Source organism: Sphingomonas adhaesiva (genome assembly GCF_036946305.1).
Classification (GTDB): domain Bacteria; phylum Pseudomonadota; class Alphaproteobacteria; order Sphingomonadales; family Sphingomonadaceae; genus Sphingomonas; species Sphingomonas adhaesiva_B.
In genome coordinates this window covers 247,006-260,357 of the sequence record NZ_JAQIJJ010000006.1, presented here as the reverse complement: position 1 = coordinate 260,357, position 13,352 = coordinate 247,006, and the positions used below count along the sequence as shown (strand labels likewise).

The window sequence follows — 13,352 nt, the reverse complement described above, 5'->3', positions numbered from 1 at the left end:
GATCGCGAATGCCATACGCGATCTTCGAAAAGGTGAAACGGGAGAGCGTGGCGATGAAGGATGCGGTGGCGATCGTGACGGGAGGCGGCACCGGCATCGGCGCCGCGGTGGTGCGCCGGCTGGCCGCGCGGGGCGTGCGCTGCGTCATCAACTATGCCTCCAGCCGCGACGATGCGGAGGCGCTGGCGGCGGAGGTCGGCAACGGCGCGATCGCGGTGCAGGCGGACATTGCGGAGGATGCGCAATGCCGCGCGCTGGCGCAGGCGGCGGTCGACGCGTTCGGGCGCATCGACTTCCTGGTCAACAACGCCGGTCGCACGAAATTCGCCGCGCACGAGGATCTGGACGCACTGGAGGCCGAGGATTTCGTCCACATCTATCGCCTGAACACGATCGCGCCGTTCCAGATGATCCGCGCCTGTGCCCCGCACCTGCGGCAGAGCGACATGGGCGCGGTGGTCAACGTCGCCAGCGTGGCGGGCGTGTTCGGGATCGGCTCGTCGGTCGCCTATGCCGCGTCGAAGGGCGCGCTCCTCACCATGACGAAGAGCCTGGCGCGCGTGCTGGCGCCCGCGATCCGGGTGAATGCGGTGGCGCCGGGCTATGTCGGCACCGGCTGGTTCGAGAAACGGCTGGGCGAGGAGGGGTTCGCGAAGCTGAACGCGAAGATCGCGGGCGCGACGCCGATGGCGATGGCGGCGGGGCCGGACGAGATCGCCGGGCCGATCGAGATGCTGCTCGACCCCGCCAGTCGCGTGATGACGGGCGAGGTGCTGTTGCTGGACGCCGGCGCCCACCTCGACATCGGCCTCAGCCGCCGCCCGGGCCGGGAGGGGTGAGCGACACCTCCCTCTCCACTGCGGGGAGAGGGCCGGGGTGAGGGGTTGTGAGGGAAGGCGTCATAGCAACAACGCGGATCGTGCGCGGCCGCCCCTCACCCAACCCTCTCCCCGCGGGGGAGAGGGCTACACGCCCGCGTGCCGATCGCCCCTTCACCGGCATCGACAGCCCCTACGAGGCGCCGGGCTACCCGTCCGCGCCCTGATCGCCCGCATCCCGCAACACCGGCACCAGCAGCGCGACGATCACCGCCGCGGCTGCCATCAGCGCGCCTGCGATCGCGAAGGCGAGACCGTCCACCCCGCGCGCCGCGCCCCAGGCCAGCGACTGCGACGCCAGCAGCGGGCCGACGATCGCCGCGATCGAGTTCATGCTGCCCAGTCCGCCCTGCAACGCGCCCTGCCGTGTCGCATCGACCAGCCGCGTCAGTAGCCCCTGCATCGCCGGCCACGCCAGCGCGCCGAACGCGCCGACCAGGAAGAAGGCATAGACCTGCCACCCCTGCGTGACGAAGGCATAGGCGATCAGCGTCGCCGCGCCGCAGGTCAGCCCGATGACCGCGGTGGCGCGCTCACCCAGCCGCTGGACGGTCCGCGCGGTCAGGAACACCTGCACCAGCAGCTGGAGCAGCCCGACCCAGGCGAGGCTGAACCCGATCTCGCGCGCGGACCATTGGAAGCGGATCGTCGCCCAGAAGCTCCAGACGGTGGGATAGACCACGCCCGCCACCTGCCACAGGAACCACGCGACCAGCAGCGTGCCGGCATTGCCCGCGGCGAACAGCGGCTTGAACGCGCCGATCACATGCGCATCGCGCCAGCGGAAGGCGCGGCGGTTCTCCGGCTTCAGTGTCTCGGGCAGGAAGAGCATCATCGCCAGCGCGTTGCACGCCGCCAGCCCGGCCGCGACCGCGAACGGCGCGCGCGATCCCCAGCCGGAGACCAGTCCGCCGATCGCCGGCCCGACGATGAAGCCGATGCCGAACGCCGCGCCCAGCAGGCCGAAGCTGGCCGCGCGCCGCTCAGGCGGGGTGACATCCGCGATCACCGCGCCGGCGGGGCCGAAGCTGGCGCCCGCCACGCCCGCGACGATGCGGCCCAGGAACAGCCAGGCGAGCGTCGGCGCCCACGCCATCAGCGCATAGTCGATCGCATAGGCCACCATCGCGACGATCAGCACCGCGCGCCGCCCGAAGCGATCGCCCAGATTGCCGAGCACCGGCCCGGCGAAGAATTGCGCGACCGCGAAGGCGGCGAGCATCCAGCCGGCGATCCGCGTGGCCGCGGGCAGGTTCGGCGCGCCGAGCTGGACGATCAGCCCCGGCAGCACCGGCATGACGATCCCGAAGCCGATGACGTCGACGACGACCGCGGCCAGCACGATCGGCACCGCGCGATGATCGAACCGCATGGTCTTCCCCTTTCGCGCCATCCTAGCCGCTGGGCGCGCGCTTGTCCCTTTGCATCGCGTGACAAGTGTGCGATGACACAACGGCATACCCGATCTTCGGAAATCATCTTACGCGGAGAAAAGCGCATGGCGACCGCCGCCGCCGATACTGATCATCCCTTCCGTCAGGAGGCCCGTGCGTGGCTGGAGGCGAACTTCGATCCCTCGCTGCGCGGCAAGGACAATGCCATGTCCGCGGTCGACGGCCCGACCGAGGAGACGCCCGAGCAGAAGAAGTGGCGCACGGCGATGGGGGACAAGGGCTGGGGCGTGCCGACCTGGCCGAAGGAACTCGGCGGCGGCGGGCTGGACCGCGCGGAGGCGCGCATCCTGCAAGAGGAAATGGCGCGGATCGGCGCGTGGAACCCGATCGGCGGGATGGGCGTGATGATGTTCGGCCCGACGCTGCTGGAATATGGCAATGACGAGCAGAAGAAGCAGCATATTCCCGGCATCGTCCGCGGTGAGGTGCGCTGGTGCCAGGGCTATTCGGAGCCGGGCGCGGGGTCCGACCTCGCCTCGCTGCAGACCTTCGCGGAGGATAAGGGCGACCATTACCTCGTCAACGGGCAGAAGACCTGGACCAGCGGCGGGCAATGGGCGGACAAATGCTTCGCGCTGGTCCGCACCGACAAGTCGCAGAAGCATGCCGGAATCAGCTTCCTGCTGATCGACATGACGTCGGAGGGCGTGGAGACGCGCCCGATCCGCCTGATCAGCGGGCAATCGCCGTTTTGCGAGACGTTCTTCACCAATGTGAAGGTGCCCAAGGAAAATCTGGTCGGGCGCGAGGGGCAGGGCTGGGAGATCGGCACCCGCCTGCTCCAGCACGAGCGCAACTCGCTGTCGGGCGGCGGCGGGTCGGCCGGGCGGATGAATGCCGGGACCAGCGTGCCGGAGATCGCGAAAAAGTATCGCGGCACCGATGGCGAGGGCCGGATCGCCGACGCCGACCTGCGCACGCGGATCATCAAGCACGAGATGGACCAGCGCGCCTTTGCGCTGACGCTGCGCCGTGCCGCGCTGGAGGCGAAGGGCAATGCCGGGCCGTCGACCGCGACCAGCATCATGAAGAACGTCGGCGCGCGCATCACGCAGGATCGCGCGGAACTGAACATCGAGATCATGGGGATGCAGGGGCTCGGCTGGGACGGCGAGGGCTTCAGCGAGGCGGAACTGGCACAGACCCGCAGCTGGCTGTGGGGCAAGGCGGTGTCGATCTACGGCGGTTCGACCGAGATCCAGAACAACGTCATCGCCAAGCGCATCCTGGGGATGCTGGACCACCAGTAACGATATGGCGGCTAGGCGCGGCGGCGATGGACCGCCGCGTCAGGAGAGGGCCGGGTCGAGGAGGGGCATGTTCCCCTCCTCCCCGGTGTACCTGCGGGACGAAGAGGGACGATCATGGCGGTATTGAACGACGAACAGGTGATGCTGCGCGACATGGCGCGCGAATGGGCCGACAACGAGAGCCCGGTCACCGCCTTTCGCAAGCTGCGCGCCGCGGCGCCGGCGGAGGGCTTCGATCGCGACGCATGGGGCGCGATCGGGCAGATGGGCTGGGCCGGGGTGGTCATTCCGGAGGAATTCGGCGGATCGGCGTTCGGCTATCTGTCACTGGGGCTGGTGGTCGAGCAGCTGGGACGCAACCTGTCCGCCTCGCCGCTGTCGTCCACCGCGGTGGCGGCGAGCGCGATCGTGATGGGCGAGTCCGACAAGGCCAAGTCCGACTGGCTGGCGAAGCTGGCCTCGGGAGAGGCGATCGCGACGCTGGCGATCGACGAGGGGCCGAACCACGACCGCACTTTCTCCGGATCGAAGGCGGGCAACGGCAAGCTGACCGGCACCAAGCCGTTCGTCGCCGAGGGCGATGCCGCCGATGTCTTCGTCGTGGCGGCGGAGGACGGCCTGTATCTGGTCGCCAAGGGCGAGGGCGTGACCGTCAGCCATCGCGCGATGGCGGACGAGCGCAGCCACGCGCATGTCGCGTTCCAGGACGCGCCGGCCGAGAAGCTGGGCGGGCCGGAGCTGACCGCCGCGATCCTCGACCGGGCGGCGGCGATCACCTGCGCCGAGATGCTGGGGATGGCGGAGAGCGCGTTCGCGCAGACCAACGACTATCTGAAGCAGCGCGTCCAGTTCGGGCAGCTGCTGTCGACCTTCCAGGCGCTCCAGCATCGCATGGCCAAGCAGTTCACCGAATTGCAGCTGATGCGTTCCGCGGTGGAGGGCGCGCTGGAGGCGATCGACGCCGGGCGCTCCGACGTCGATCAGGCGGTGAGCCTCGCCAAGGCGACCGCGGGCGAGACGCTGCGCCTGGTCAGCCGCGAGATGGTGCAGCTGCACGGCGGCGTCGGGATGACCGACGAATATGACGCCGGGCTGTATCTGAAGCGGTCGGCGGTGCTGGAGGTGATGTGGGGCAATACGTCATGGCATCGCGACCGGTTCGCGCGGCTGAACGGCTATTGAGGCGATGGTCGCGCCGGGCCTGACGCGGCACGCCAAAACCCTTCACCGTCATGCCGGACTTGTTCCGGCATCCAATGTGCCGCGTATTCACAAGCCGTTGATGTCGCGGACCGGTGGACCCCGAAACAGGTCGGTGCTTGTCCCCTTTGAACAAGCATTTTTCCTGCCACCCCGGCGAAGGCCGGGGTCCAGTCGGGAAGGTCGCGGTGACGACGCACAGCGCTCGCCTACCCCTGTCCCCCGACTGGATCCCGGCCTTCGCCGGGGTGGCGTACTTGTCTGAAGCGGATAAGCAACGAACAAGTCCGGGGTGACGGTTTTTTTGAGACGGGCGAAGCGACTTTTGCAAAGGTCCCGCTTCGCCGGGGAGCATGCAAAGGTCTCGATCAAACCCGGCGTGACGATGGTGCATTCTGCGGCGTCGCTCCGACAACCGGGGCGGCGCCGTTGCTGCGTTTGCTTCAGATCAATCGTCCGTGACATAGAAAGCACGGTTTGGTCCGCGAAGCGGATTATATCAGCCTTTCTGACTTGCAATCCCGCCGCCTGCATAGTCTCATCGAAGCTGCGGTACGGACGGAGCCAAAAGTCTGGCCGCAGGGGAGAGCGATGACCAGATCCATGCTGATGACCGCGTGCGCCGCGGCCTGCTTCATCATCAATGGCGGTGCCCAGGCACAGGCCACGACGGATGCCAACACCACGCAAACGACGCCCACGGGCCAGACGCCGGGCGCGGCTGCCGACCTCGATACGTCCGACATCGTCGTCACCGCACAGGGCCGTGCGCAGGCGCTGGCGGACGTGCCGGTCGCCATCTCTGCGGTCAATTCGGAGAGCCTGGCGCTGTCGGGCGCCAACGACATCCGCCAGCTGAACCAGCTCGCGCCGTCGCTGCTGGTGTCCTCGACCGGCTCGGAAGCCAATGGCTCGCCGCGTATCCGCGGCATCGGCACGGTCGGCGACAATCCGGGGCTGGAAAGCTCGGTCGTCGTCTTCATCGACGGCGTGTATCGCTCGCGTTCGGGCATCGGCCTCAACGAACTGGGCGAGATCGACCGGATCGAGGTGCTGCGCGGACCGCAGGGCACGCTGGGCGGGCGCAATTCGTCCGCGGGTCTCATCAGCATCGTCAGCAAGAAGCCCAGCTTCACCTTCGGCGGCACCGCCGAGGCGACCTATGGCAATTACGATTTCGTGCGGCTGGCGGGCAGCATCACCGGGCCGATCAGCGAGAAGCTCGCCGCGCGGCTGGACGGCGTGTACGTGAAGCGCGACGGCTTCTACTACGATCGCGCCAACGACACGACGATCAACGATCGCGATCGCTATTTCGTGCGCGGGCAATTGCTGTTCGAGCCGACCACCGATTTCAGCGTCCGGCTGATCGGCGATTACAGCAAGCGCGACGAAAAGTGCTGCGCCGCGGTCTATATCGACAATTCGGTCAATCCGTTCATCGGCAACCTCAACAATCCGGCGACCCCGTTCCTGCAACCCGGCGCCACGCCGGCGCGCACCAATGACAGCGGCAACAACATCATCAACGTGCTGCGCGATCTGGGCCAGGACCTGAATGCGTTCAACCGCGGGTTCAGCCGCGACGTGTCGGTGACGCGCGGCCGCACGTTCCAGGGGCATACGCAGGACTGGGGCGTGTCGGGGCAGATCGACTGGCGTGTGGGCGGCGTCAACGTCACTTCGATCACCGCCTATCGCGATTATTACAACGAGCAGGCCGGCGACGTCGATTACGGCTCGGTCGACATCCTCTACACCGCCGACGACGGCAATGCGCGCCGCCAGTTCCGCACCTTCACGCAGGAGCTGCGGTTGCAGGGCAGCCTGTTCGACGACAAGCTCGACTGGCTGATCGGCGGCTTCTATGCCGACGAGAAGTTCCGCGGGCGCAGCAACCTGCGCTTCGGCACGCAATATGGCCGCTTCGCCACCTGCCGTGTGGTGTCGGGCGGCGCCTTCTCCGCCTTCTACGATCCGGCGAGCGCCGGGTGCCTCACCGCCACCGGGCTGGCGGCGCTGCGCGGTGCGGCGGGGGCGGACGTGGCCAACGGCTTCCTGACGCTCGACGGGCTCAACGATCGCGGATCGACCGTCGACCGCTATAACCAGAACAGCCGCAGCTGGGCGCTGTTCACGCACAACATCATTCACCTGCTGCCGACCGTCGACCTGACGCTGGGCGTGCGCTACACCAACGAGCGCAAACGGTTCTTCGCCACGTTCGGCAACGACAATACCGCATGCACCACGCTGCAATCGACGCTGACCGATGACCTGACCAGCGCCAATGCGACCGCGCGGGCGCTGGCCGCGGGGCTGATCGGGCTGGGGTGTCAGGGCAATTCGACCGCGGAGCTGAACGGCGTCAGCATCTCCGACGTGCGGCGCGAGGACAAGTTCACCGGCACCGCGATCCTGTCGTGGAAGCCGATCGACGACCTGCTGGTCTATGGCAGCTTCTCGCGCGGCTACAAGGCGGGCGGGTTCAACTTCGATCGCTCCGCGCTGAAGGCGCCGATCCAGCTCAATGCCGCGGGCCAGCCGACCACCACCTTCGCCGCGCTGGGCGGCGCGCAGGCGCTGGTCCGCAACCTGCAGTTCGATCCGGAGACGGTGAACGCGTTCGAGATCGGCGCGAAATATTCGACCGGGCCGTTCAGCCTGTCGGTCGCCGGGTTCCGGCAGGAGTTCAGCAGCTTCCAGCTGAACACCTTCGACGGCACCGTCTTTCTGGTGCAGAACATCAACGGCTGCGAAGCCGGGCTGGGCGCGGGCGACCGCGACCAGAGCACCTTCCCCAGCGCGCCCAACTATAATGCGGCCGCCGCCGCGACCGCCCGCTGCGCCACCGACAAGGTCGGCTATGGCGTGATCTCGCAGGGGTTCGAGGCGGAGGCGTCGCTGGTGCCGGTGCGCGACGTGCGCGTGTCTTGGGGCCTGACCTATGCGTCGACCAAATACCGCCAGAACCTGGTCGGCAACGGCAACGGCGATCCGCTGAGCCCGGCGCTGCGCAAGCTGCCCGGCGACAATCTGTCCAACGCGCCCGAACTGGTGGTGACCGGGTCGGCGGCATGGACGCCGGCGATCGGCGACAGCGGACTGTCGGCGCTGTTCTACGTCGATACCCGCGTCAGCAGCGACTATAATACCGGGTCCGACCTGTTCCCGCAGAAGGAGCAGGACGGGTTCGCGGTGGTCAATGCGCGCGTCGGCCTGCGCGGACGCGACGAACGCTGGTCGATCGAGCTGTGGGCACAGAATCTGCTCGATCAGGATTATGCGCAGGTCGCGTTCAACTCGCCGTTCCAGGCCGGGTCGAACACTCCGGCGTTCCAGGATCCGCAATATCCGGGCGGGCGGCAGCTGATGTCGATGTTCCTGGCTGAGCCGCGCACCTACGGCATCACGCTGCGCGGCCGGTTCTAGGCGCTGCATAGGGCGAGGGGCGGGGTGCGGGCATCGGCGCGCCCCGCCCTTTCCATCGCGGCGCCGGTTCGTGACGAAAGATGGCCGCGTAAGTGTTGTTATGGCGCTGCCCGCGAAAGGCCGCTAACCTTCGACACGAAAAGACATAATTGAAGGAGATGGAGCGGATGGGTGCCACGCTCACCGACCGGCCGGAGATCGCCGATACGCTTGTCCTCAAGCGGCGCGGGCTCACGCTGGGGCTGCTGACGCTGACCTATTTCTTCAGCTTCATGGACCGCCAGATCCTGGCCATCCTGCTGGAGCCGATCAAGGCGGACCTGCACCTGACCGATACCGAACTGGGATTGCTGTCCGGTCTGGTGTTCGCGATCTTCTATGCCACGCTGGGGCTGCCGATCGCGCGACTGGCCGATCGCACCAGCCGGCGCAACATCATCGCGGCGAGCCTCGCGATCTGGAGCGTCATGACCGCGTTGTGCGGCGTGGCGCAGAATTTCACCCATCTGCTGCTCGCTCGGATCGGCGTCGGCGTCGGCGAGGCCGGGTCCGGCCCGCCGAGCCAGTCGATCATCGCCGATCTCTATCCGCCCGAGCGACGCGCCAGCGCGATGGCGATCTATTCGCTGGGTGTGCTGCTGGGCGGCGGGCTGGGGATCATGATCGGCGGCAATGTCGCGCACGCCTATGGCTGGCGCGCGGCGATGATGGTCGTGGGCATCCCGGGCGTGATCCTGGCGGTGATCGTATGGCTGTTCGTGGCCGAGCCGCGCCGCGGCCTGTCCGACGTCCAGCGCGTCGCCGAGGAGGAGCATAAGGAAGCGATGCCCAGCATGTGGCAGGGCTTCCTAGCGATGGTACGCAACCGGGCCGCGGTCTATCTGGTCGCGGGGATGACGCTGACCTCGCTGGTCGGCTATGCGCTGACCGGATGGGGGCCGAGCTATATGCAGCGGTCGCTCGACATGACCATGTTGCAGGTCGCCAATTATATCGCGCTGCCCGCGGCGTTCGTCGGCGGCGGATCGGCGCTGCTGGGCGGGATGATCGCGGATCGCATGGCGAAGAAGCACGGCATCCACACACAGGCGTGGGTGATTGCGCTGATGAAGACGATCGCCTTTCCGTTCGCGGTGTCGTTCTTCTTCTTCGACAGCAAGGCGGTGGCGCTGACCGCCTATTTCGTCTCGCTGATCTTTGCGGGGGTGTACATCGGGCCGACCTATGCGCTGATCCAGCATCTGGCGCCGCTGCGGCTGCGCGCGATGTGGGCGGCGCTGACGCTGCTGACCGTCAATCTGATTGGACTGGGACTGGGGCCGCTCGCGGTCGGGCAGCTGAGCGATGCGCTGGCCCCGTCGCTGGGGGAGGAATCGCTGCGCTATGCGATGCTGGCGGTGGCGCTGATCACGCCGCTGCCGATCCTGTTCTACTGGCGCGCGGGCGTGTTGATGAAGCGGATGGCTGCCGACTAACCTGATCCATAATGGGACGGATGCTTGCGATCCGCGGCGGCTACTGTAAGAAAATGGGATAGGTTGCGCCTTTGGGGGGGGGAGGCACATGGGGGAAATGGGGGCACCGATCGCCTATTGGGCGCCCGGTGATGATCTGGCGCGCTACGTCACCGGCTATCACCGGTATCGCGCGCCGATGGTGCCGGGGGGATACCGGGACGCGTTCTTTCCGAGCTGGGCGGCGATCCGCATCTCGCTCAACAGCGACGACGACTGGAGCGTGCGACTGGGCAATCGCACGTTCGATCCGGTGCCGCGCGACGCCTTCTTCGGGCCGAGCAGCAGCGCGGGCTATATCACCACCTATGGCGGCAGCGTCGTGGGTGTGGGGTTGAAGCCGCTCGGCTGGGCGCAATTGTTCGGCGGCGACATCGCGCGCTACGCCAATCGCGTCGTCGCGCTCGACGAACTGGATGCCGGGGGCAGCACGCTGCGCGCCGCGCTGGAGGACGGCGTCGCGCCGCCCGAGGCGCTGGCCAGCTGGGTGGCGGCGCGGCTCCATCGCCGCCCGCCCGCCGATCCGCGGATCGAGACGTTGACCCTGTTGCTCGACGATCCCGCCACGACCCGGATCGAGGCACTGGCGGAGGCGCTGGACATGACGCCGCGCGGTCTGGCCGCGCTGACGCGGTTCAACTTCGGCTTCACGCCCAAGCTGCTGCTGCGCCGCACGCGCTTCATGCGCGCGTTGAGCGGGGTGCTGACCGAGCCGGCGCGCGGCAGCGAGGTGCTGGACGCGGCGGGCTATTGGGACCGGTCGCACTTCCTGCGCGACAGCCATCTGTTCCTGGGCTGCTCGGTGCGCGATTTCCAGCGTCGCCGCGGGCCGTTGAACCAGATGGCGCTGACCGCGCGGCAGGGCGCGCTGGGATCGCCGGTCTAGGAGGTCAGCGCTCCAGCACGCGGTCGTCGAACATGCCGAACATCAGCGTGGAGGCATAATAGGCAACGGCGCGGTCGCGCGGCATCGACCACGCCCATTTGCGCATGTCGAAGGCGGCGTTGAGGAACGCCATCATCGCCTGGCTGGCGACCAGGCTGTCGACCGGGCGCATCGTGCCCTCCGCGATGCCGTCCATCATCGTGCCCGCGAACCGCCGCGCGATGCGGTTGGAGCGATCGACCATCAGGTGCCGCTCGCCCGCGGGCAGCCCGCTGAGCGCGGTGGTGCGCAGCAGCGATTCGCGTTCGGAGAATTGCACCTCCAGCAGTGCCGCAATCGTGTCCGACAATCGCTGCCAATAGGTGCCGCCGCGTGCGTCCGCCGCCTGTTGCGTGGCGGCGATCGTGTCGAAGCTGCGGCGGTAGCAGGCGGCGACCAGATCGTCCTTGGCATCCAGATGGTGGTAGAAGCTGCCCTTGGTCACGTTCAGCTCGGACGCGATCCGCTGCACCGATGCGCCGCGATAGCCCAGCTCGTTGATCAGCCGCGTGGCCGCCAGCAGGAATGCCTCGCGCCCGGGCACCGCATCGTCATGCGGCACCGCGACCGCGCGCGGCGCCCAGGTCGCGCCCGATCCCGCGATGCCGTGGTGGAAGACGTCGATCAACCGCTCCATCGCGCGCAGATGCTGGTCCGCCTCGTACCGGGGCAGCCAGACCGGCAGCCAGAACAGATTCTCCAGCAGGACGTGCGCGCGTGCCCCGGCCAGATCGGTCGCGGCGCGGCCGCGTCCGTCGCCCCACAAGGCGCGGGTGCGGCGGAAGACCTCGCGCCAGCGCGCCATCAGCGGGCCGCGCACCGGCTCGTCCATCGCGCGCAGGTCGGACAGGACCGCAATCGGACGCTCCTCGCCGCGATCGATCCGCATCAGCCGCGCCATGTTGATCGTCACCAGCCGCTCGACCCGCTCCGCCGGCGTCGCCTCGGTCGCGGCTTCCTCCAGCATCGCCAGCAGGTAATCGAGCGTATGCTCGAATGCGGCGGCGGCGAGATCTTCCTTGCGCTTGAAATAGTAAGTGACGCTGGTGGTATTGAGGCCGACGCGGCGCGCGACATCGGCGAAGGTCATGCCCTTCGCGCTCTGTTCGTTGATCGCCTCCGCCGCGGCGGCCAGGATCGCTTCGCGCTTCTCGCGGAAACGCCGCGTGCTGGTGTTCTCGTCGGTCCGTGCGTCCCCCATCCGAGTCACGTTAGCACGCGCGTTTTGAAGGTACAGTCCCTTTCGTATCTACGCGCGGCCCGCCGTGACGTTGGGGATTGGGAGTGAAACAGGTGCTTTACCGAATAAGCGGTATGGCCTAGACGATGCAGCGAGAGCGAATTGGGAGAGCTGCGATGGACTTCACGCTGAACGAGCGCGAGACCTATTTCCGTGATCGCGTGCGGGAGTTCATCGCGCAGAATATCACGCCGCGGCAGGCGGAATACGACCGCCAGCATCACGAAGGCGAGCCGTGGAAGGTGCTGCCGGTGATCGAGGAGGTGAAGGCCAAGGCCCGCGAGGCGGGGCTTTGGAACTTCTTCATGCCGCCGCACTCCGGCCAGCACCATGTCGACGAAACCTTCGAGTTCGAGGGCACGCAGCTCACCAACCTCGAATATGCGCTGTGCGCGGAGGAGATGGGGCGCGTCGGCTGGGCGAGCGAATGCTTCAACTGTTCCGCGCCCGACACCGGCAACATGGAGGTGCTTCATCGTTACGGTACGCTGGCGCAGAAGGAGCAATGGCTGCGCCCGCTGATGAACGGGGAGATCCGCTCAGTCTTCCTGATGACCGAGCCGGCGGTGGCCAGCTCGGATGCGACCAATATCGAGACGCGGATCGAGCCCGACGGCGACCATTATGTCATCAACGGCCGCAAATGGTGGTCGTCGGGGGTGGGCGATCCGCGCTGCAAGATCGGCATCCTGATGGGGAAGACCAGCTTCGAGGGCTCGCGTCACAGCCAGCAGAGCCAGGTGCTGGTGCCGATGGACACGCCGGGCGTGAAGATCGAGCGGATGCTGTCGGTCTATGGCTATGACCATGCGCCGCACGGCCATGGCGACGTCACCTTCACCGACGTGCGCGTGCCGGTCGAGAACGTGATCCTGGGCGAGGGGCGCGGGTTCGAGATCGCGCAGGGGCGCCTCGGGCCGGGGCGCATCCATCATTGCATGCGCACGATCGGCGTCGCCGAGGTGGCGATCGAGAAGATGGCCAAGCGCCTCGTTAGCCGTATCGCCTTCGGCAAGCGCGTCGCCGATCATAGCGTGTGGGAGGAGCGGATCGCCCGCGCCCGTATCGATATCGAGATGACGCGGCTCCTCTGCCTGAAGGCGGCGGACCTGATGGACCGCGCCGGCAACAAGGCGGCGCAGCAGGAGATCGCGATGATCAAGGTGCAGGCGCCGGCGATGGCGTTGAAGATCCTTGACGATGCGGTCCAGGCGCATGGCGGTGGTGGCGTGGCGGAGGACTTCGGGCTGGCACACGCCTGGGCCGCGATGCGGACGCTGCGGCTGGCGGACGGTCCGGACGAGGTCCACAACCGTGCGATCGCGCGCAACGAGTTCGGCAAATATGCCGACTGGAAGGCGGAGCGCCCGTCGAACGACCGCGGGCCCGCGGTCGAGGTGTCGAGCGCCGACATCGGGGTGAGCCGCTAGATTACCACGTCACCCCAGCGAAGGCTGGG

Annotated in this window: 9 protein-coding genes; 7 read left to right on the top strand and 2 right to left on the bottom strand. The window is 67.6% G+C overall.

From position 1 onward, the window contains the following. Positions 1-8: 8 nt before the first annotated feature. Entirely contained in the window at positions 9-839 is an 831-nt protein-coding gene (locus tag PGN14_RS11840) for an SDR family NAD(P)-dependent oxidoreductase (RefSeq protein ID WP_335299715.1), read from the top strand. A 187-nt stretch (positions 840-1,026) separates the two neighbouring features. On the opposite strand, the gene PGN14_RS11835 is transcribed toward PGN14_RS11840, so the two are convergent. Next, entirely contained in the window at positions 1,027-2,250 is a 1,224-nt protein-coding gene (locus PGN14_RS11835) for an MFS transporter (RefSeq protein WP_335299714.1), read from the bottom strand. 126 nt (positions 2,251-2,376) lie between these two features. Here PGN14_RS11835 and PGN14_RS11830 point away from each other — a divergent pair, with 126 nt between their 5' ends. From PGN14_RS11830 to PGN14_RS11810, 5 genes are all read left to right on the top strand, one after another. Next, positions 2,377-3,582 carry an acyl-CoA dehydrogenase family protein gene (locus PGN14_RS11830; protein WP_335299713.1) on the top strand — a complete coding sequence of 402 codons (1,206 nt, stop codon included), beginning with the start codon at positions 2,377-2,379 and terminating at the stop codon, positions 3,580-3,582. Between the two features lie 114 nt (positions 3,583-3,696). Next, positions 3,697-4,764 carry an acyl-CoA dehydrogenase family protein gene (locus tag PGN14_RS11825; RefSeq protein WP_335299712.1) on the top strand — a complete coding sequence of 356 codons (1,068 nt, stop codon included), beginning with the start codon at positions 3,697-3,699 and terminating at the stop codon, positions 4,762-4,764. Positions 4,765-5,373: 609 nt separating this feature from the next. Next, on the top strand, positions 5,374-8,214 hold the full coding sequence (locus PGN14_RS11820) for a TonB-dependent receptor (protein WP_335299711.1): 2,841 nt from the start codon (positions 5,374-5,376) through the stop codon (positions 8,212-8,214). Positions 8,215-8,381: 167 nt separating this feature from the next. Next, positions 8,382-9,689 (top strand): spinster family MFS transporter, encoded by a 1,308-nt coding sequence (locus tag PGN14_RS11815; protein ID WP_335299710.1) that lies wholly within the window; start codon positions 8,382-8,384, stop codon positions 9,687-9,689. Between the two features lie 97 nt (positions 9,690-9,786). Next, positions 9,787-10,614 carry an AraC family transcriptional regulator gene (locus PGN14_RS11810; RefSeq protein ID WP_335299709.1) on the top strand — a complete coding sequence of 276 codons (828 nt, stop codon included), beginning with the start codon at positions 9,787-9,789 and terminating at the stop codon, positions 10,612-10,614. A 4-nt stretch (positions 10,615-10,618) separates the two neighbouring features. On the opposite strand, the gene PGN14_RS11805 is transcribed toward PGN14_RS11810, so the two are convergent. Continuing rightward, complete coding sequence (locus tag PGN14_RS11805) at positions 10,619-11,854, bottom strand: TetR/AcrR family transcriptional regulator (RefSeq protein WP_335299708.1); 1,236 nt, start codon at positions 11,852-11,854, stop codon at positions 10,619-10,621. A gap of 155 nt (positions 11,855-12,009) precedes the next feature. Here PGN14_RS11805 and PGN14_RS11800 point away from each other — a divergent pair, with 155 nt between their 5' ends. Then, positions 12,010-13,323, top strand: a complete 1,314-nt coding sequence (locus PGN14_RS11800) for an acyl-CoA dehydrogenase family protein (RefSeq protein WP_335299707.1) — start codon at positions 12,010-12,012, stop codon at positions 13,321-13,323. Positions 13,324-13,352: the final 29 nt, after the last annotated feature.

Coding starts and splice junctions, on each gene's coding strand:
- PGN14_RS11840 (WP_335299715.1), top strand. CDS start 9: ATGCCATACGCGATCTTCGAAAAGGTGAAACGGGAGAGCGTGGCGATG.
- PGN14_RS11835 (WP_335299714.1), bottom strand. CDS start 2,250: ATGCGGTTCGATCATCGCGCGGTGCCGATCGTGCTGGCCGCGGTCGTC.
- PGN14_RS11830 (WP_335299713.1), top strand. CDS start 2,377: ATGGCGACCGCCGCCGCCGATACTGATCATCCCTTCCGTCAGGAGGCC.
- PGN14_RS11825 (WP_335299712.1), top strand. CDS start 3,697: ATGGCGGTATTGAACGACGAACAGGTGATGCTGCGCGACATGGCGCGC.
- PGN14_RS11820 (WP_335299711.1), top strand. CDS start 5,374: ATGACCAGATCCATGCTGATGACCGCGTGCGCCGCGGCCTGCTTCATC.
- PGN14_RS11815 (WP_335299710.1), top strand. CDS start 8,382: ATGGGTGCCACGCTCACCGACCGGCCGGAGATCGCCGATACGCTTGTC.
- PGN14_RS11810 (WP_335299709.1), top strand. CDS start 9,787: ATGGGGGCACCGATCGCCTATTGGGCGCCCGGTGATGATCTGGCGCGC.
- PGN14_RS11805 (WP_335299708.1), bottom strand. CDS start 11,854: ATGGGGGACGCACGGACCGACGAGAACACCAGCACGCGGCGTTTCCGC.
- PGN14_RS11800 (WP_335299707.1), top strand. CDS start 12,010: ATGGACTTCACGCTGAACGAGCGCGAGACCTATTTCCGTGATCGCGTG.